Below are 19,781 nucleotides of genomic sequence, written 5' to 3'. Positions count from 1 at the left end.
TGCCCATGAGACTGAAAGATTATTCCATGCGGATCAAAAAGAACATTGCTGTGTTTCTGCACATCCTGTTTTTGTTCATGGCTATTCTCTCCATCAGCGTTATGTACTTAAACACGAATATTGGTTCCGGCATGTCCTGGATCCTAGACCGCAAATATGATGATTCCGCAGCCTTTCGCCAGCAGTTCCAAGCGGATCTGGATCACGTTTTCAAATATGTTGCCTACCGCGACGTCTTTGAGACAGACGGCAATCTGGATCTCTCCAAAGAAATGTTTGCCGTCAGCCGCGACAACGGCCCGGAGATCACCTACACTCTGGAAGAGGTCCTGCGTTACGCCAAAAGCCAGGGATTTTACTTAAATGACCAGTTTGAGGTCGTCAATGATCTCTTTATCTATGATGATGCCTCCACAACAAAAGACCAGCTGGTATACTGGCGCGCCTACGATCCCAACGCCACCTTAAAGGAACCGGGCGATGCGTTCTCTTCCCTGCTGGATCTGTCCCGGGAGGTATTAAACTGCTTAAGTGAATATTACATTGTAAACTACCGTCTGCTGTCGAATCCGTCCAACTTCCGATTCCGGATCGATTATCTGGATGATGAGACTGTAGTCTCAGAGTATTCCAACGCAGGAGATTTGACCGATGCCCAGTTAAAGTCCCTGGGCCGTTATTGCTCTGTGGACAGCAGTTCCATTCTCATTGACAGCAATCTGGATGAACTTCCCAAAAATGTCATGGCCCAGCTGGAGCAGCTGAACGCAAATGACGCAGACCGGTACCACATGACGGTTGCCGTAGATACCCAATATGATGCAGACGATGTATACGCCCGGCAGGCCGCCGATTACCGCCATCTGCGCAGCCGCTTCGTTGAGGCCATGTTTAGCCTGACTATCGGCATCATTGGCTGCCTGGTGACACTGTACTACCTGATCCTGGTATCCGGTTACCGCACAGAAGACCGTACTAGTCCGTACCTGCATGGCTTTGACATGATCACCACCGAAAGCGGGATCCTGCTGACAGCAGTCAGCACCATGTTCATGCTATTTCTGGGAGAGAAGATTGGTTATCCGCTGATCCATCTTGTTGCCCGGACTGAAGACTGGGGCTTTGCCGAGCGGATGATGCGGGCCATGATCATCTACGGCTGCTGTATGACCGGCGCATTCAGCATGCTGCGGCGCTACAAGAGCCGCCAGCTGGGGACAAACAGTATGCTTCACCATTTCCTCAAAAATCTGAACCTGTATTTTGCAGACCATACCTACTCCCGGCGGCTCTTCTGCCTGTTTACTGCCTTTCTTGCAGCACAGGCCATCGGCATCAGCCTGATCGCTGTATGTGTCTGCTTACGGTCCCATATGTCCGCAAAGATTATCGGCATCATCACGCTCCTCCTGTTGGTCGGTCTGGATTACAAGACCTTTCACCGACTGTTCCTGCAGTCCCAGCAGGAAGACCAGATTGCAGATGCCATCACAAAAATTGCGGGCGGTGACACCAGCTATCAGATGAATCTGGCCGGTCTGGAGGGAAAGGAACTGAGAGTCGGCAACATGATCAACAGCATCGGAACCGGACTGGAGCGTGCCCTTCAGGAGCAGGTCAGGAGCGAACGCCTAAAAGCCGACCTGATCACAAACGTATCCCACGATATCAAGACCCCGCTCACTTCTATTATTAACTATGTAGACCTGCTGAAGAGGGAACAGATTCCGGGGGAACGCGCCCGGGAATACTTAAAAGTCCTGGATCAGAAATCCCAGCGTTTAAAAAATCTGACCGAAGACCTGGTGGAAGCCTCCAAGGCAAGCTCCGGAAATGTCAAGCTGGAGATGACCACTCTGGACATTGTAGAAATGATCTGGCAGACCAACGGCGAATTTGAAGAGAAATTTGCTACCCGAAGCCTGGAGTTGGTGTCCACACTGCCGGAAAGCAGCATTCTCATCGAGGCAGATGGGCGCCACCTCTGGCGTGTCCTCGAAAATGTCTACAACAACGCGTTCAAATACGCCATGGAACACACCCGGGTCTACACTGACCTGAAACTGAAAGACGACAAAGTTTACTTTACGATTAAAAACATATCCGCAAACCCGTTAAACGTACAGGGTGATGAACTTACTGAGCGATTTGTCCGCGGAGATGTCTCCCGCACCACCGAAGGAAGCGGCCTCGGCCTCTCCATTGCCCAGAGCCTCACAAAGCTCCAGGGTGGAACCTTCGAGATCTTAATTGATGGAGATCTGTTCAAGGTGCGCGTGGGATTTGGGATTAAAAAACCAGATCAGACGGCATGAGCTATCTGAGTTCAAAAAAGACGCAGGCCACATATTTTGTGACTTGCGTCTTTCTTATATTTACGATTCTATATACTCTTACGCATTCTTTACCTGCGCGTTCTTCACACCCTTCTTCTGAAACAGTTCCTTCCCGGATGTGTACACAATGATGATACCCAGTACCATTAACAGGATCGCAATGATCAGCTGTAAGCCTTCTACCATGAAGACTGCGGTACCTGCACCGAAAGCATGTACCAGGGCGATGGTTCTCTCAACCAGTGCGGTAAAGGTAACGCACAGCATGATGATGAGCGGTGGGAACAGGGTTTTGTTCTCTCTTCCGGTTACCTTTAAGAATACACACAGGGTGATGAGTACCAGAGCACTTAACAGCTGGTTTGCACTGCCGAACAGCGGCCAGATGTTGGAATAACCAATCTTGGTTAAGATAAAGCCACAGGCCAGGGTTACCACAGTGGAAAAGTACTTATTGCAAAGAAGCTTTCTCCAGCCCTCTGCATGCTCCATATCATCAGCAGAGAACAGTTCCTGGAAGGACATACGTCCGATACGTGCCACGGAATCCAGGCTGGTTAAAGCCAGGGCAGATACACACATGGTCATAAAGCACTGTGCTACATAAACCGGGATACCAAACATCTCCAGGAAGCCTGCAACACCTGCAGAGAAGATCTGGAACGGAGTTCCGGTTGCTGCGGTACCATCTGCTGCAGCTGCCGCACCGGCTACACATAATGCCAGAACAGCCAGCAGGCTCTCTAATACCATGGCGCCATAACCAACCTTCAGCATATCCTTCTCATTGGAAACCGTCTTGGAAGAGGTTCCGGAAGATACCAGGCTGTGGAATCCGGAAACCGCTCCGCACGCTACGGTTACAAACAGGATCGGGAACATATCGCCCATCTTGGCATTCTTAAATCCGGTGTAAGCCGGAAGGTTCATGGTCGGATGCGCAACCACCAGGCCAACAACAGCACCGATGATCATGCCTGCAAACATGAAGGTAGTCATGAAATCACGCGGCTGCATTAAGAGCCACATCGGCATAACAGCTGCCAGGAAGATGTAAGCAAAGGTCAGATAAGACCAGGTGTCTTTACCAGCTACAACCGGGAATGCCATACCGATTGCAAATGCTGCAACGGTGCATGCCAGTCCGGCCAGAGTCTCTTTCCAGCCGGTCAGATGAAGATGCTTCTGAATGACACCAAATACCATGGCAAATACAATGAACATCAGGGAGATGGAACCTGCCGCGCCGTTGGTCTGTGCCGCCGGGGAAAGGGAGGTCACACCATCTGCTACAGTGTAAGCATTGAACGTACCTGCAACCATATCAGCGAATGCTGCGATAACAATTAAAGTAAACAGCCAGCAGAACAGAAGGAACAGCTTCCGTCCGGTCCTGCCGATGTATTTCTCGATCAGAAGTCCCATGGACTTACCTTCATTCTTGACACTGGCATACAGTGCGCCGAAGTCGGTTACCGCACCGAAGAAGATGCCGCCAAGGATAACCCACAGAAGCACCGGAACCCATCCGAATGCAGCTGCCTGAATGGCACCGGTGACAGGGCCTGCGCCTGCGATGGAGGAAAACTGATGTGCGAAAACAGTCCAGCCGTCGGTCGGCACATAATCCTGTCCATCCTCTAAAGCAACTGCCGGGGTCTTGGCCTTCGGGTCGATCCCCCATTTCTTTGCCAGCCAGCGGCCGTAAAACGTGTATCCGCAGAACAGACACACAGCTGCGATTAATACTATAACAAGTGTATTCATAATGATCTCTCCTCTCAAAACCATAACGCGGAAAAAAGAAAAACCTCCGTCCTCCCGCAGAATTTTCCGCAGGAAGACGAAGGCATATATGCTAATCATAAAATACGCGCTCCGCGTTACCACTTCCCTTGCTGACATTCCATCAGCCTCTCTGACCATATCCTCCGTCTCTCAGTCCGGATGAATACGAGCCCTGTTAACGGTGGGTTTCCGTACTGTCTTACTGTCTGCTTTCACCTGGTATCACCAGCGTTACTTTTCGCATTTCAGACAATCTGCTTGCAGGGGATAACTCCTTTGCCGCGCTGCTTCCTCACACCGGCCGGAAGCTCTCTGAAAACGCATCTGACAAAAAAGCCTTGTCCTGTTCAACGCATTTGGATGTGAATCTTTGAATATCTGCCATTATAGTACCATTATTTCATTTGTCAATTATTTTTTTGAAAAGTTTTTGATTTGGTACAATGCATTTTTAGAAAATTCTCCATCCGCAGATAAAGTTATTTGCCCACCAGGAGCTTAAGGATCGATGAACGACTTTACCGTTACCGGAGGAGGCATCAATAACCGTTCCGCCGCCTGCCACGATTCCTACATGGCCGCTTACAACGATGATATCACCGGCACGCAGATTAGAGAAGCTGCTGATCCTGGTGTATCTTCCCGCGTTTCTCCATCCGGAAGAAGTCATGTAGCTCTGACGCACGCCAACCTGGTTTAAGCACCAGTACACGAAACCGGAACAGTCAAAGGAGTTCGGTCCCTTGGAGCCCCATACATACGGACAGCCAAGCTTGGAGCTTGCCACCGCCAGAAGCGCACTCGCGCCGCCGCTGGCACCACCGGTATTCGGAACAGCAGTGCTGCCGGAATTGCCCTTGCTTCCGCCATTTGAATTATTTTTTCTGTTGTTTTTGCTGTTGTTTTTACTGGTATTCGTCTTCGGCTGGGCCGGTGCTTTCTTCGCATCTCCGCCGGTCAGCTTTGCCATGGTCATGACACCGACCGCACCATCCGCACTCAGTCCATTCGTGCGCTGGAACAGCTTGACCGCATCCTCGGTCACCTCACCATAGTAACCGGTCACATTGGCAGATTTCAGATATCCCAGCTTACTGAGCAGGTTCTGTACCCGCTGGATGTTATCACCGCTGTCTCCAAGGGCCAGACCGTTCGGAACCGCGTCAGAACTGTTTAACGCCACACGGGTAGCCGGTCCCAGATAACCATCTACAATCTGGTCATTGCGGGACTGGAACTGTTTGACTGCAATGATCGTATCATTTCCGTAGCTGCCATCCGGCTCGGTGGTCATATATCCCAGCTCCTTCAAACGCTTCTGGGCTGCCAGAACCAGATCGCTCTTCTCTCCGTAAGCCAGCATATTTGCCTTCACATCCTCACTGTAGAGGAGGTTCATGGTTTTTCTTCCGACCTTACCATCCTGCTCCAGGCCGTTCACGCTCTGCATCTTCATAACCGCCGTTTCGGTATCATCTCCAAAGCTGCCTGTCACCTCGCTGTCGCTGGCCAGATAGCCAAGCTCATACAGACGGCTCTGGATACGGGTAATATCGGTACCCTCATCGCCCTTCTGGGCTGCATAATACTTGGCATCCGGGGAAAGAATCGCCTCCAGGGTATCCGGACCGATGATACCGTCCTGTGCCAGCTTGTTCTGGCGCTGATAGATCTTGACTGCACTCTGGGTCACTTCCCCGTAATAATCCGTCGGTTCATCGTTATCCATAAAGCCCAGATCCATCAGGCGCTGCTGCAGCTTTAAGACGATCGGGTGTTTTTCACCGATACGCAGATAATCCGGGATCGGCTCACTGTACTCTGCGTCCACGCCCTCAACAGACGGAAGCAGCGGACCGTCCGGCGACAGCGCCATAACGGTCTCATCTGCCGCGGTCTGCGGCAGAGTCTCCTCCATCAGGACCAGATTCTCCTCGGTGCTCTCACTCTCTGCCTGTTTTGCGGTCTGGGATGTACCGCAGCCCGCCAGCATGCTCATAGCCAGAAGCGCTGCACCAAAGCACTGTACTCTTCTTTTCCAGCTTCTATGTATATTTACAGTTGTCAAAATTCTGACCTCACTTCCTGTGTAAATGACAAAGGGGTTCCTCATTCCGAACCCCCCTGTTGACCTTATTTTCGCGACCGGCACCACTCAATTTCCTCGCCGTTCGCTATATTTTATCACAGTTCACAATTTCTGTGAAGCCTTAACCTGTTTTTGACCTTTTGATTACTTTCAGCCGCGTAAACTCCTCGCGGTCCTTCTCCTCCAGCGCATTCCCGATCGTTGTTACCAGATTCTGGTATGTCGGAATGGTAATGTTCTTCAATGCATTGGCCCGCTTCTGGGTCTTTCTGATGCTGGAGGCCAGACGGTAGGCCGAGTTTTCCACCATGGAAAGCTTTACCGTCAGCTCCTTCACCTTTTCAAAATGCATCCGGGCCTCATCCAGCGCCGGACTGGTGCTAAGAAAAGCGTAACCCGGTGTCAGAGGCACCGGCTCATGCTGCACCAGCGGAATCTCCGTTCCCATGATGCTGCGGGTCTTGATGCGGATCGTATCGTCCACCGGAATCGTCCCGGCAATATCCTGGATAAAACCGATTCCCAGCTCGATATTGGCTTTCTGTAAAGCCTTATAGGCCTCAGTAAAGGTCGTGTCGATCTCTGCCTGGATGTCCTTTGCCTGATCGATCAGCCCCATCAGCTCCCGCAGGAGGATGTTCCGCTTCTTGTCCATCAGCTCATAGCCCTGGCTGGCCAGCGCAAGGGAATTCTTCGCCAAAATAAGGTTTCCCTTTGTCGGGAAAGTATTCAGATTCATACGGATCCCTCCTTACTCTGCATCCACCAGCTCCCCGTTCTCATCCAGCTTTGTTGCCTTATAGTACTGCGCAAGAAGCTTCGTATCGATCCGGTCCAGTTCCTCCTTCGGAAGCAGGCCCAGAAGCTGCCAGCCAATATCCAGCGTGGTAATGATGTTCCGGTTATCATGCGGATCCTGGCCCACAAAACGATGCTCAAACTCCCGGCCAAATACCAGATATTTTTTATCCAGCGGTGACAGCTCATCCTCACCGATGACCGATGCCAGCGCTCTTGCATCTCCCACCTTTGCATAGCAGGAGAACAGCTGGTTTGCCACTGCCTGATGATCAGCCCGGGTGTAGCCTTCACCGATGCCGTCCTTCATCAGACGGGACAGGCTCGGCAGTACGTTGATCGGCGGGTAGACTGACTGGCCGTTTAACTCCCGGTCCAGAACAATCTGCCCCTCGGTAATGTAACCGGTCAGGTCCGGGATCGGATGGGTGATATCATCGTTCGGCATCGTCAGGATCGGAATCTGGGTTACGGAGCCATTCACACCTCTTACAATGCCTGCGCGCTCATAAAGCGCTGCCAGCTCACTGTACAGGTATCCCGGGAAGCCCTTTCGGGACGGGATCTCACCCTTGGAAGAGGATACCTCACGCATAGCCTCCGCAAAGGATGTCATATCCGTTAAAATGACCAGAATGTGCATGTTTTTCTCAAAGGCCAGATACTCAGCCAGCGTCAGCGCGCATTTCGGCGTGATCAGACGCTCCACCACCGGGTCATTGGCCAGATTCATGAACATGGCCACATGAGAGGAAACGCCGCTTTCCTCAAAGGTCCGGCGGAAAAACTCTGCCACATCGTGCTTCACGCCCATGGCAGCAAAGACAATTGCAAACTGCTCGTCAGAGTCATCCCCCAGAGATGCCTGCTGCACGATCTGCGCCGCCAGCTGATCATGCGGAAGTCCGTTTCCGGAAAAGATCGGCAGCTTCTGTCCCCTGATCAGGGTCATCAGACCGTCAATGGCAGAAATTCCGGTACGGATATAATTTCGCGGATATTCACGGGTCACCGGGTTTAAGGGCTTGCCATTTACATCCAGCATCCTCTCCGGCAGAATCTCTCCCAGTCCGTCGATCGGCTCACCGATTCCGTTCATGGTGCGGCCCAGCATCTCCGTTGACACGCCAAGCTCCATCGGATGACCCGTCAGGCGGGTGTGTACATTTTTTAAGCCCATACCCTCGGTACCCTCAAATACCTGGATCACAGCCTTGTCCTCATACACCTCAATAATGCGGCCCAGCTTGCGTTTATTTCCATCCACGGTCATTTCCACGATCTCATCGTAAGCTGCGCCGGAAACGCCCTCCAACACCACCATAGGGCCGTTGATCGCACTTAAACCCAAATATTCAATTGCCATTTCACAGCCCTCCTATGCGTTCCGCTCAATGACGCCCTCATAGAACGTATCAATCTTTGTTTTATATTCGTCCAGCAATGCCAGGTTATCGTTTGGCACATCATACTTGATGGCGATAACCTGGTCAAAAATCGGATCCACCTTCAGCACCGACATCGGCATACCCATGGAAATCAGAGAGCGGGACTTGCGGTACAGATACAGAATGATCTCCATCATCTTAAACTGCTTCTCCATGGGAACGCAGGTATCATCCTTGTGGAACGCGTTCTGCTGCAGAAATCCAACACGGATCACCTTGGCAATCTCCAGAATCAACTTCTGGTCATCCGGCAGCACATCACCGCCGATCAGCTTGACGATCTCCATCAGGCTGCTCTCCTGGGACAACAGATAAACAATCTGGTTTCGGTAATCCACGAACTTTTTATCTACATTTTCCGTATACCAGGAACCCAGGTCATTCAAATATTCCGAGTAGCTTGTCAGCCAGGAAATGGCCGGAAAATGTCTCGCATAAGCCAGATTCTTATCCAGTCCCCAGAAACAGCGAACAAAACGCTTCGTATTCTGTGTCACCGGTTCAGAGAAGTCGCCGCCCTGGGGCGATACCGCGCCGATGATGGTAACACTTCCCTCGGTACCGTTTAAGTTTTGCATCATGCCGGCCCGCTCATAAAAGGCCGACAGCTTGGAGGCCAGATAAGCCGGGAAGCCTTCCTCCGCCGGCATCTCCTCCAGACGTCCGGACAGCTCACGCAGCGCCTCCGCCCACCGGGAGGTGGAATCCGCCATGATAGCAACATGATAGCCCATGTCCCGGTAATACTCCGCCAGTGTCAGACCGGAATACAGGCTCGCCTCACGGGCTGCCACCGGCATATTGGAGGTATTGGCGATCAGCGTGGTGCGGTCCATCAGCGGATTGCCTGTTTTCGGATCGATCAGCTCGGAAAACTCCTCCAGAACCTGCGTCATCTCGTTTCCACGCTCGCCGCAGCCGATATAAATGATGATGTTCGCGTCAGACCATTTTGCGATCTGGTGCTGAGTCATGGTCTTCCCGGTACCGAAACCGCCCGGGATTGCCGCCGTGCCGCCCTTGGCTAGCGGGAACAGTGTATCCAGAATGCGCTGACCGGTTATTAACGGCCTGGTAGCCGGGAAGCGCTTTGCCGTCGGTCTTGCCACACGGATGGGCCATTTCTGGGTCATGGTCAGTGTTTCTTCACTTCCATCCAGATGCTGGATCGTTACCAGCGGATCGCTGATCGTATACTCGCCATCCTCCACAACATCCAGCACATACCCCTCCTTGTCCGGCGGAACCATCACCTTATGCAGGATAGCCGGAGTCTCCGGCACCTCCGCAATGATAGTGCCCCCGTAAACCCGGTCACCCTTCTTTACGGTCATGTGGGTCTGCCATTTCTTTTCCGTATCCAGGGCACTGACATTCACACCGCGGCTGATGTAGGCACCGCCGGTCTTTGCGATCTCGCTCAACGGCCGCTCGATACCATCAAAAATATTGGTCAGAATGCCAGGGGCCAGGGTAACGGATACCGGTGCTCCGGTTCCCGTCACAAGCTCGCCCGGCCGGATTCCGGCCGTCTCCTCATATACCTGGATGATGGTGTCCCCGGCCTTTAAGCCAATGACCTCACCCACCAGATTATCATGGCCTACATAGACCATCTCATTCATGGTAAAGCCCGGATCGCCTTTTACATGGACGATAGGGCCGTTAATCCCACGGATCACCCCCGTCTTAGACATGGCCGTTTCCTCCTTCTGTCAGGCTCAGGTCGAAGTGGAACTTCTCCCTGGCTTCCTCCAGCTTGGTCTGGAACGAATTATCAATAAGGATGTGGCGCGCAGGAATCACCGCGCGCGTGCCCCCGGTAAACGAATATTCACTGATGCGAAGCTCCGCATTCCCGTTGTGAAGGGCAAGACGGTTACATTTATCCTCATCCACTGGATCCAGGTAAATGATCACCTGGTCCGTTCCGGCAAATTCAACGGCATGCTGCACCTGACGCTCTAAAAGCTTCTGGTAATCCTGAGTTTCCAGGTAATTTGCCAGCATATCGCGAAGCTCCACAAACAGCTTATCCTTTAACTCTTCCTGTTTTCTGCCCAGAGTCCGGCGGATGTCGATCTGGCCCACTGCCAGCTGCTTGTTGATCTCGCGCTCGATCTTCTCTGTTTCCTGCGAAAGCTGCAGCTTCTCCCGTCTCCGGGTATCTGCCTTATGTTCCTCAAATGTCTTTTCCAGTGCCGTCATATATTCATCCAGCATCCGCCCGCTGCGGACTCTGGCATCCTCCATGCAGGTATCCAGAAAATGCTGTAATTTTTCCTCGGTGGTCAAGTTGGTCACCTTCCTTTACAATTTCAATCCGATTGCTTCATTTACATAGGCCGTGATAAAGTCCGGCTTGCGGCCGGTTCCATGACGATCCGGAATCTCCACAAAAAGCGGCTGCCGGTGATTTAACCTTACCTCATTCACCAGCTCCGGGAACTCCCGCCCGAATTTTTCCGTCAGCAGAACGATTCCGATGGTCTTGTCGGCCAGAACCTTATCAAGCTCCGCCTTCAGTTCCTCTTTCCCGTGCACCACCGCGCCTTCCACACCGGCCAGACGCATGCCGGTCCAGGTGTCGATGTTGTCACTGATGAGATACATCTTCATCGTTTACAGAGAACCAAGGATCATAAAGGAAATGATCAGTCCGTACAGGCAGACACCTTCGGCAAGACCTACGAAGATGAGGGATTTACCAAGGATGGAGCCGTCCTCACTGATGGCTCCTAGCGCTGCGGATGCTGCTGCGGATACGGCAATACCGCCGCCCAGGCAGCTCATTCCGGTGGAAAGTGCTGCTGCCAGATAACCCCATCCGGCCGCACTGTTCACAGCCTTGGCGGTCTCCTCTGCCGCAAACGCATGACCGGTAAACATGAGTCCTGCTGCCACGCCGATGGTTGCCATAAACAGGAATACGTTTACGCCAATGGCTGTTTTATAACGTCCCTTTGTCTTCTCGCCTGCCGCAAATGCGCCAAACGGAACTGCAATGCTTAAAAGTAAGGCTGCTGCCAGTGTGATTTTTGCTAATACTGTCATGATCGGATTCTCCTTTTTATTTTAAAATCTGTCTTTTGCTGTCTATCATCCATTCTGCTTTCCATATGGCTTAAATTCCCGTCCGGTACCCCGGTAGAAACGGCTGAACAGCTCATAATACTCCAGACGGAGTACCTGAATACCCACGATCAGCCCTTCCATGCCGCACACAAACAGGTTGCCAAGCACTACTACCAGCCAGTTGGGCGTTCCCGCCTCAGCACCGGCCAGCATCAGTACCACTTCCATCATGGCCGCGTGGCTTACTGCGAAAGCTCCCACACGGACAAAGGAAAGCGTGTTGGAAAAATAGCTCAGGCATACTTCAAACAATTCAAACACACCCTGCACAAAGAACATGCCCTTTTCCTCCGGCATGATCTTCGCATGCTTCTCAGCCAGTGCCGTAAGCGGCTCCTTAAAGAAGATCACCAGAAGCGGGATTACAAACATAACCACTAAAACTGCGGTGGCCGGAAGCACATGACCGCTCATATACAAGATAATGGTCACAGCCAGCGCACCGTAAAATACGATGCCTGCAATGCCGTTGGTATCAAAAAATGCTTTTTCCGTGTCATGGCTTCTCAGACTGTTGATGACATTGAGCACCATAGTCATCAGAACGATTCCCATGCCCATGGCGATCGCCACGATAAATACCGTATTCAGGTTTCCTACAAAAGGAAGATTTGTCATGGCAGTCTTCGGACGCAGCCACAGCGGCTTGATGATATTCTCAAAACCGAATACGCTGCCGAAGAGGAAGCCAAATATCGTGGAAAAGAAGCCGCAGCAGGAAATAATGGCTGCCAGGTTCATCTTCTTTGCCCGGTATAGCAGGTAGCCGCCAAGCATCAGACACAGGCCCTGTCCCGCGTCACCAAACATGAAGCCGAACAAAAACGAGTATGTCAGGCCCAGAATGACGGTCGGATCGATCTCCTCATAGGATGGAAGCCCATACATGCGGATAAACATTTCAAAGGGCCTGAACAGCCCCGGATTCCTCAGCTTGGTCGGTGGTCTGCTGATAATATTGTCATGATCCTCCTCCACAAAGCAGAAGGTATCATGGTCTTCCTCCAGCTCCTTACGGAAGGCCTTTGCGTCTGTCTCACTCATCCAGCCGCAGAGAATGTAGAAGGTGTGATCCTTATCCTTTGTGCAGGCCGCAAGCTTTCGCACATCAAAGTTTCCGGAGTAGGTCTCCAGCTTCCGGTATGCCGCTCGCAATTCCTCTGCGTGAGACTCCAGCGCGCTGCCGATTTTTTCATCCACATCCCGGATCTTTTCATAAAGCTCCGCAAGCTGGTGTTCCAGCTCATGGGTGGCCTCCACCGGTGTTCCTTCATATTCATCCGGAAGGAAAAACCGTTCAAAATGCAGGGACGCGTAGATTGCGTCAATCTTGTCGCTAAGCGGCTCCGGCACAAAGTACACCAGCCAGACGTAATCCGCATCCTCCTGACACTTATGAACCACCGTATCAATGGTATCATACACATAATCCATAAACTTGTTGTAGTATTCATGGGTCATGCGGCCAAACCGGAATTTGATATACCTAAAATGCATGATATCCTTCAGGTCATAGTTCAGATCTGTGAAAGGAATCACCCGGTCCATGGATTCCTCAATGCCTTGCACCTGCGTTTCCAGCGCTTCCTTTTGGGTCCGGAGAGATTGGAGCTGCTCATCCAGGCTGTGGACGGTGTTCACAGCATTCTCCACGGAAAGTCCGGTGAGTCCGGAATCCTGCGCCTGTATCACCTGACCAGGTTCACGTCTTACCGTCCCCGTATCCCTGCCATGGCCATCCACTGCTTTGTTTCCTTTGATCTCCTCCATCAGTGCCGCTGCCGTCTGCAGCTCCGCCTTATATGGATTGATTTCCAGATACGGTCGCAGATTTGCCACCGTTTTCAGCTCCGACAGAGCGTTTTCCAGCTGGATCTCATACTTTGAGAGATACTGGTCCACCACCCGGTCAATATCATCCTTCGGACCTGTGATACTTAAAAACTTCATTTTCTCTATCACGGGTAACTCCTCCTGTCTGCAGAGGTTCGCGCTTTCTCTGCGCAGCCTCTGCCTTGGTTGCAATGCTCCCGCACTGCACAAACCTCCTGCTTACTGCTTTGCCAGCAGTCCCATAATCTCCGCCGCCGGAAGTCCGTACCGGATTCCCTCCAGCGCCGTGATGATCTTTCGCATCTCCAGTTCTTTCCGGTACAGATACGAATCCAGCACCGCCGGAGAATGCGGATAGCGGTGTCCTGTCTTTCCGTAAATCCGGTTTAACATCTGATTCGACAAAAGCTGGATGTCCGGCGTTCTTCCCGTCTGAAGCTCTTCCTGCCTGCCGTATGGTGTTTCCTTTAACACCTCATAGAACTTTGCTTCGTCCTCTGCCTCCACCAGCTGCCTCACCTTGTCCGCCCGCAGCCGGTAATGAACCGATATCAGCAGTGCATAGATTTCAGCCGGAGACAGCCGGTAAAAGTTTCGCGCCCGGCAGATCCACTGGATATTCAGCAGATCCAGACGGCTTCCAAAGCAGACATCCAGGATTTTCCGTTCTTCTTTGCTTAAAATCTTGCTCCGCAATTTCCAGAGTGACCGAAAATAGAACAGATCCAGCTTCAGCTCACAGTCAAACAGGCCAGGCTGGCCGTTCTCCTGCATCTGCTTCAGCAGTTCTCCATATACCGTCCCCTCCAGTGCTTCGGTAAACTCCGAAAAATTCTTTGCCCTGCAAAGCAGCTCCAAATTCAGATCGGAATGCTTCTCAAAAAAATCCTGGAACATGGACAAGTCCGGCTGGCCTTCCCGGCCTCCCAGCACATGCCGCAGGAGCTTTTTTATTACTTCCACTTCATAATGCTTAAAATAGAGATCCAGGAACCGTCTCTGTTTCACGCCGGAAAAACGGTAAAGCCTGGTAAAATCACGGTATTCCGACTGCGTCAGGATCTGTTCCATGTACCCGCGGTGCAGCTTCGTATCATCCAGACCCTCAAAAACTTCTGCGTATGCCGGCTGCGCTTTCAGATAATCTGCCGCGCTCCGCACATCTTCCTGCTCCGCCAGCTCCTGAAACTGCTCCGGCTTCAGCAGGCGGCTCTCCATCGCCCGCACCTTTGTCGTAATCCCGCTGTAAGCCAAAAGCCCCATACGATCACTCCTTTATCAGTTCCTGAAACAGCTTTTTTACATAAGCTTCATGGTGAAGCTCATAATTTTTTTCCATCTGCGCAAGCTGCTTTTCTGCTTCCGCCTTCTGCCCGGACAATTCCAGGTTCATCCTGGTTTCCATCTCCCGTCGGAGACTCTGCAGCTTTTTTTCTGTCTCCTCATCTGCTGTCTGGTCAAACCGCCGGGTCTTTTCTTCCATCTCGGCAGCAAAGGCTTTCTTGCGCGCAGCGGCATCATCCATGACCGCTACCGCAGATTGTTCAATCTCCGATATCCTCTTGATAACGGTATCCATCCTGACCCTCCTATAAGAATAAAATTATACGTAACTGTTCAGTCCCTTCACAGTCACAATTATACAAAATATAGGCTTTCTGCTAACATCATACTCCTTTGTTAAAAAAATACCATAGTCAAAATGAAACAATAACAATTTTATAGCGATAGTTTTTAGGCATAATGACGAAATAACTTTTCACACATATAGAAATTTTAAAAGCTTACTTTCAGACGCAAAAACGGATGGGGCAGAATTTTGCGCCTTTACGCATATTCTGTCCCATCCGTTCTCGAAATTTTCTGCATCAGGTAATTTTATTCGGCAGTCAGATACTGGCTGGCCACATAGGCTTCCTGACCATTATAAAGAATAACCGCCCAGTCACTGTCGTAGGCACGTACATACTCTACGGTAACACCTGCATTCAACTGACCGATACGCTCAGAAGATGTACTCGGTTCCGGCCGCACATTCAGTACATCTGTGGTGCGGTAAACCGGACCGCTGCTTTCTGTCTCTTCCTGCGATGCCTCCGTAGCTTCCATAGTCTCCACAGCAGTAGGACCTTCCGTCTCTTTTGTTCTGCTTTCCGGCTTTGCAAGCTTCACCACCAGAAGCAGGAGCACAATACACAGCACCGGAACCAGCAGCTTCAACAGGGTATATAAGGAAAAGGAGGAACTCTGGCTTCCGGAACGTTTCCGGCTTCGCGCCGCCTGGGAGCTGCCGGCGCGGCCCGGTCCGTAGCTTTTACCGGCACGTTTTGTGCTGCTGTCCACGCGGTTTGTGCGTATTGCTTCGCTGCTTCCCCGTCCGACACCGGTACGGTTCTGGCTGCTGCCCTGTACTGCAGGCCTTGTAAGCGGCTTTCTTCCCTTTTTGGCATTGCGGTAATCATCCGCAAAGGTGTAAACCTCCTGAGAAAGCATATGATATGCCTGGTTCGCGCTGTAGGCGTTGGAATCCCCCTCATGGGCCGCCTTGTTGCCGATCATGCGGATCTTATGGTAATGCTCACAGGTGGTTTTGGATATCCACCGGTTTTCATAAAGCACATCGATCATGCCCTTTAGATCGCTTTCATCCATGATACCCGCCTGATCTGCCAGGTTCTTCACCATAAACTCCAGCGTCTGACGTGCTTTGACCATAGACGCATTATATTCTCTCTGAACAATCAGTCGTTCTGTATCCTTTACTCCCTGCTGGATCTTATCCCAGCTGCTGTTTCCATTCATTGCCATAAAGATCCTCCTTTGTACCCGGTTTTCTCCTACAATTATACTATATTCTCACGAATTGCGCACTCAAAAAAGCATCATTTTTTCTATTGTAAGGAAACTGTAAGGTGATATCTGTTACTCTAGGCAAAATGGTATCCTTATGCTATAATATCTCCATTATGAAAAACTACATTGTATTTGACTTAGAATGGAATCAGAGCGCAAACGGAAAAGAGCGGTCCATTCCGCATTTTCCTTTCGAAATTATTGAAATCGGCGCGGTAAAGCTGAATGAAGCCTTTCAGATGGTGGATGAATTTCATCGCCTGATCCGGCCTCAGGTGTACACCCAGATGCATCATGCTATCTCCGAAGTCACCCACATGGATATGAAGGAACTGCGAAACAGCGGAGAGCTTTTCCCGGATGCCGCAGCCGACTTCCTTTCCTGGTGCGGCGGGGATGCTGTATTTTGTACCTGGGGCAACATGGATCTCCTGGAATTACAGCGGAACATGGATTACTATCACATGGACAATCCCTTTCCAAAGCCGCTTTTTTATTATGATGTACAAAAGCTCTACGGCCTTTTCTGCCGTGAGAACGCAAGAATTTCCCTGGACTCTGCCGTGGAAGAGCAAAGTCTTCTGGAAAACCGGCCGTTTCACCGCGCCCTGGATGACGCTTACTACACCGGAAAGCTTCTCACCATGCTTGGCCACGAGCCCGGCCCGGATACCATCCTGCCATTTCTGTCCGTAGACTACTACCGGCTTCCTGCCGATAAAAAAGAAGAAATCCGCATGACATTTCCCGGATATTCCAAATATGTTTCCCGGATCTTTGACACCAAGGAAGATGCCATGGAGGACAAAGGCGTTACCGAGATGATGTGCTACCGCTGCGGCCGTATGCTCCGCAAAAAGGTCCGCTGGTTCACGCCAAACCAGAAAACCTACTTTGCCCTGGCGTGCTGCCCGGAACATGGCTACCTGAAAGGAAAAATCCGCATGAAAAAAGTGGAAGAGGAATCCGTCTTCGTAGTCAAAACCCTGAAGCTGACCGATGAAGAAGGTGCTCAGAACATCATCCAGCGAAAAGAGGATGTCCGCAAAAAGCGCGCGGAACGCAACCGTATGAAGCGCAGACAGAAGCAGGCGCAGAAAAAAACAGCCAGCACCTCCATATGCACAAAAAAACTTCCGTGACCATTACTCATGATCACGGAAGTTTTTTTCGTCTAAAAATGATTTATGTCTCTTTGGCCGTTTACGCTTGTTTGTCTGCTTCAATGCCGAATCCGAACGCTTCTGCTGAAGCATCATGTCAAACTCAGACGTTGTCATACCAATGTCCTGCAGCCGCTGTCTGCGCCGCTCATACCGTTCTGAACGTTCTTCCTCTTCCCTCTTCTCAATCCGGTATTTCGCCGTAAGAAGTCCCGAACCAATGATAGCCGCCACCGCAGCAGCGCCCACAATGATCCAGAAAGCAGGCGGGATGTTTAAATGAATGCCTGGTCCGCGGGCTCCGGAAACCGGCTTCTTTTCCTCACTCCCGGAAGAAGCCAGCGGATCTGTCTCAGCCAGAGCCAGAGGATCCTGACTGAACGAAGATTCTTCCTCGATTCCTGCCTGAGAAACATCAGCTCCGTAATCCGTACTGCCTCCCTGCACAGAAGCATCAGCTCCAGATTCATTTAAAGCTGCGCCGCTTCTCGCAGCAGCCGCAGCTGTTTCCTCGTCTGCCACTTTATGAAGCAGATAGCTTGCGCCAATCTGACGATCATTGTACTGATAGAAAATACGGGCCACTGCCTCCGACGGTGCTGACTCAGGCAGCTCGTAGCTGATGGCAGACTGGGCATCCGAGATGTCCGCTGTTTTCGGCAGTGTCACATAGCAGTCCTTTTGCATATGCAGTACCGAAAGATCTGCTGCCGGAAGTCCGGCTATGGTCATGTCATTGGAAACCGACGAATAGGTACTATCCGCATCTGCAATGTTTACAGACTGAAAATTCGCAAAACCAAAATCCAGAAGTGCTTTCGTATCGGTATAATGTGTCTGATGGCCATTTAGGATCACAGTGATCAGCTTCATGCCGTTTTTCTCCGCACAGGTCACCAGAGTATTGCCTGCCAGCATGGTATAACCGGTCTTTCCGCCAATCACCCCCGCATAATACTGGGACGTATTCTTCTTTAACATCCGGTGCCCCGGATACACCCGAAAGCCATCCGGGTTGTGCCGTGTTGGCGGCAGATCATAGTAGAGGCTGGAATCAATGGTGACAAAGGTCTCATTCTGAAAAGCTGCCTGAGCGATCAGGGCCATATCGTAAGCGGAAGTATAGTGCTGCGGATCATTCAGGCCGCTGGGATTGTTAAAATGACTCTCCTGACACCCAAGCTCCCTGGCCTTGGCATTCATCAGCACCGCAAAGTTCTGAATGGATCCTGCCGTGTGCTCCGCCAATGCATTGGCCACCTCATTTGCAGATTTTAACAGCATCGCATACAGGCAATCCCGGACCGTCATTTGATCCCCTACATCCATACCTGCGCTGCTGCTTCCCTGCTCTACGCTGTAAATGGCATCGTGGGAAAAGGTCACCACATCATCCAGATTGCAGTGTTCAATGACGATCAGCGCCGTCAGGATCTTGGTGATGCTTGCCGGATAGTAAACCGCATGCAGATTCTTCCCATAAATCACAGCGCCGGAACGGGCATCCATCAAAACGGCGCCTTCTGCCTCCACCGACACATTAGACGGCCATTCCAGTGCCGCAAATGCCGGTGTGACCTGCATGCCTGTGATCAGTATCATACATAAAAGCAGGCTCAGAATTCGTTTCATATCTGTTTCTCCTGTTTTTTTCTATAATAATACAGGATAATGAAACAAATTGCAAATACTGTGAGAACCGATACACCGTAGGTCATGGCAATACGCGCAGCCGTATCCATAAAAAACGGCTCCGGAACAATGTTGATCAGAAGATCCGTGTCCGGATTCAGCATCCATAAGTCGTTGTTAAAGAAGATATGATGGAACATGATAAAATATTGATTGAAATCCGTGGAAATAATGCCCGCCAGCACTGCCAGCACCGCAAAAAACAAAGCGGATCCGATGCAGATCATCTTCGGCAGCACGCGTCGGATATCTGCTTTCAGAAGCAGAAGCAAGATCACACAGGCCACGATCAGTCCAAGGCTGATCCGGCGCAGAGCAAGTCCGCCCAAAAACAGTCCACGCACATCTTCCATATGGGCTATTTCCCGGTCATTGAAGAATTCTCTCGGCTGTCCATCCACAATTGTCGGTACATGAAGGTCTTCCCGGCTGCCCCGCAGATATGCCATCATCTCGTCGGTCACATCAAGCAGGTCATCCATTTCCATATGAACATCATTTAAAACACCGTATTTCGCATATTCTTTTTCATAGTAACCGGGTGTCCAATAGGTTACAGCTTCGATGGAAGTGATGAGCAGAATGATCATCAGTGCGAAGCCGCACAGGATGCCCAGAACGTTGTGCAGAAGCTTCATAAGCAAAA

16 protein-coding genes are annotated in these 19,781 nt (G+C 51.1%); 2 read left to right on the top strand and 14 right to left on the bottom strand.

Going from position 1 to position 19,781, the window contains the following annotated elements; all coding sequences use genetic code 11:
- Positions 1–5 precede the first annotated feature (5 nt).
- The gene (locus DW819_RS01640; RefSeq protein WP_118731774.1) at positions 6–2,315 is read left to right on the top strand and encodes a HAMP domain-containing sensor histidine kinase; all 2,310 of its coding nucleotides are present in this window, start codon (positions 6–8) and stop codon (positions 2,313–2,315) included.
- 78 nt (positions 2,316–2,393) lie between these two features.
- Here DW819_RS01640 and DW819_RS01635 read toward each other — a convergent pair whose 3' ends face one another.
- The 12 genes from DW819_RS01635 to DW819_RS01580 form a co-directional block, all read right to left on the bottom strand.
- Positions 2,394–4,103: a carbon starvation CstA family protein gene (locus tag DW819_RS01635; protein ID WP_118731904.1), complete on the bottom strand. Its 1,710-nt coding sequence runs from the start codon at positions 4,101–4,103 to the stop codon at positions 2,394–2,396.
- Between the two features lie 472 nt (positions 4,104–4,575).
- Complete coding sequence (locus DW819_RS01630) at positions 4,576–6,237, bottom strand: peptidoglycan-binding protein (RefSeq protein WP_243025491.1); 1,662 nt, start codon at positions 6,235–6,237, stop codon at positions 4,576–4,578.
- 97 nt (positions 6,238–6,334) lie between these two features.
- Positions 6,335–6,952 (bottom strand): V-type ATP synthase subunit D, encoded by a 618-nt coding sequence (locus DW819_RS01625; protein ID WP_118731773.1) that lies wholly within the window; start codon positions 6,950–6,952, stop codon positions 6,335–6,337.
- Between the two features lie 12 nt (positions 6,953–6,964).
- The gene (locus tag DW819_RS01620; RefSeq protein ID WP_118731772.1) at positions 6,965–8,377 is read right to left on the bottom strand and encodes a V-type ATP synthase subunit B; all 1,413 of its coding nucleotides are present in this window, start codon (positions 8,375–8,377) and stop codon (positions 6,965–6,967) included.
- A gap of 12 nt (positions 8,378–8,389) precedes the next feature.
- Positions 8,390–10,156, bottom strand: a complete 1,767-nt coding sequence (locus DW819_RS01615) for a V-type ATP synthase subunit A (RefSeq protein ID WP_118731771.1) — start codon at positions 10,154–10,156, stop codon at positions 8,390–8,392.
- On the bottom strand, positions 10,149–10,754 hold the full coding sequence (locus DW819_RS01610) for a V-type ATP synthase subunit E (protein ID WP_118731770.1): 606 nt from the start codon (positions 10,752–10,754) through the stop codon (positions 10,149–10,151). The genes DW819_RS01615 and DW819_RS01610 overlap by 8 nt, the downstream gene beginning before the upstream one ends.
- Positions 10,755–10,769: 15 nt before the next feature.
- Entirely contained in the window at positions 10,770–11,078 is a 309-nt protein-coding gene (locus DW819_RS01605) for a V-type ATP synthase subunit F (protein WP_118731769.1), read from the bottom strand.
- Between the two features lie 3 nt (positions 11,079–11,081).
- A complete protein-coding gene (locus tag DW819_RS01600; protein WP_118731768.1) occupies positions 11,082–11,513 on the bottom strand; it encodes an ATP synthase subunit C in 432 nt (143 codons plus the stop codon).
- Between the two features lie 45 nt (positions 11,514–11,558).
- Complete coding sequence (locus tag DW819_RS01595) at positions 11,559–13,556, bottom strand: V-type ATPase 116kDa subunit family protein (RefSeq protein WP_118731767.1); 1,998 nt, start codon at positions 13,554–13,556, stop codon at positions 11,559–11,561.
- A 90-nt stretch (positions 13,557–13,646) separates the two neighbouring features.
- The gene (locus DW819_RS01590; protein ID WP_118731766.1) at positions 13,647–14,690 is read right to left on the bottom strand and encodes a V-type ATPase subunit; all 1,044 of its coding nucleotides are present in this window, start codon (positions 14,688–14,690) and stop codon (positions 13,647–13,649) included.
- 4 nt (positions 14,691–14,694) lie between these two features.
- Positions 14,695–15,006 carry an ATPase gene (locus DW819_RS01585; RefSeq protein WP_118731765.1) on the bottom strand — a complete coding sequence of 104 codons (312 nt, stop codon included), beginning with the start codon at positions 15,004–15,006 and terminating at the stop codon, positions 14,695–14,697.
- 299 nt (positions 15,007–15,305) lie between these two features.
- Positions 15,306–16,235 (bottom strand): SH3 domain-containing protein, encoded by a 930-nt coding sequence (locus DW819_RS01580; protein WP_118731764.1) that lies wholly within the window; start codon positions 16,233–16,235, stop codon positions 15,306–15,308.
- A gap of 158 nt (positions 16,236–16,393) precedes the next feature.
- Here DW819_RS01580 and DW819_RS01575 point away from each other — a divergent pair, with 158 nt between their 5' ends.
- On the top strand, positions 16,394–17,422 hold the full coding sequence (locus DW819_RS01575) for a 3'-5' exonuclease (RefSeq protein ID WP_118731902.1): 1,029 nt from the start codon (positions 16,394–16,396) through the stop codon (positions 17,420–17,422).
- 3 nt (positions 17,423–17,425) lie between these two features.
- Here the strand turns inward: DW819_RS01575 and DW819_RS01570 are convergent, their stop codons facing one another.
- Positions 17,426–19,075 (bottom strand): D-alanyl-D-alanine carboxypeptidase family protein, encoded by a 1,650-nt coding sequence (locus DW819_RS01570; RefSeq protein WP_118731763.1) that lies wholly within the window; start codon positions 19,073–19,075, stop codon positions 17,426–17,428.
- Complete coding sequence (locus DW819_RS01565; RefSeq protein WP_118731901.1) at positions 19,072–19,773, bottom strand: TIGR01906 family membrane protein; 702 nt, start codon at positions 19,771–19,773, stop codon at positions 19,072–19,074. Before DW819_RS01565 ends, DW819_RS01570 begins: the two co-directional genes overlap by 4 nt.
- Positions 19,774–19,781: the final 8 nt, after the last annotated feature.

The organism is Clostridium sp. AM33-3, from assembly GCF_003480315.1.
Taxonomy (GTDB): domain Bacteria; phylum Bacillota; class Clostridia; order Lachnospirales; family Lachnospiraceae; genus Brotaphodocola.
This window is presented reverse-complemented; position numbering and strand designations above follow the sequence as displayed.

Bases quoted from the DNA above. Each gene is read 5' to 3' on its own strand.
- DW819_RS01640 (WP_118731774.1), top strand. From the start codon at position 6: ATGAGACTGAAAGATTATTCCATGCGGATCAAAAAGAACATTGCTGTG.
- DW819_RS01635 (WP_118731904.1), bottom strand. From the start codon at position 4,103: ATGAATACACTTGTTATAGTATTAATCGCAGCTGTGTGTCTGTTCTGC.
- DW819_RS01630 (WP_243025491.1), bottom strand. From the start codon at position 6,237: ATGAGGAACCCCTTTGTCATTTACACAGGAAGTGAGGTCAGAATTTTG.
- DW819_RS01625 (WP_118731773.1), bottom strand. From the start codon at position 6,952: ATGAATCTGAATACTTTCCCGACAAAGGGAAACCTTATTTTGGCGAAG.
- DW819_RS01620 (WP_118731772.1), bottom strand. From the start codon at position 8,377: ATGGCAATTGAATATTTGGGTTTAAGTGCGATCAACGGCCCTATGGTG.
- DW819_RS01615 (WP_118731771.1), bottom strand. From the start codon at position 10,156: ATGTCTAAGACGGGGGTGATCCGTGGGATTAACGGCCCTATCGTCCAT.
- DW819_RS01605 (WP_118731769.1), bottom strand. From the start codon at position 11,078: ATGAAGATGTATCTCATCAGTGACAACATCGACACCTGGACCGGCATG.
- DW819_RS01600 (WP_118731768.1), bottom strand. From the start codon at position 11,513: ATGACAGTATTAGCAAAAATCACACTGGCAGCAGCCTTACTTTTAAGC.
- DW819_RS01590 (WP_118731766.1), bottom strand. From the start codon at position 14,690: ATGGGGCTTTTGGCTTACAGCGGGATTACGACAAAGGTGCGGGCGATG.
- DW819_RS01585 (WP_118731765.1), bottom strand. From the start codon at position 15,006: ATGGATACCGTTATCAAGAGGATATCGGAGATTGAACAATCTGCGGTA.
- DW819_RS01580 (WP_118731764.1), bottom strand. From the start codon at position 16,235: ATGGCAATGAATGGAAACAGCAGCTGGGATAAGATCCAGCAGGGAGTA.
- DW819_RS01575 (WP_118731902.1), top strand. From the start codon at position 16,394: ATGAAAAACTACATTGTATTTGACTTAGAATGGAATCAGAGCGCAAAC.
- DW819_RS01570 (WP_118731763.1), bottom strand. From the start codon at position 19,075: ATGAAACGAATTCTGAGCCTGCTTTTATGTATGATACTGATCACAGGC.
- DW819_RS01565 (WP_118731901.1), bottom strand. From the start codon at position 19,773: ATGAAGCTTCTGCACAACGTTCTGGGCATCCTGTGCGGCTTCGCACTG.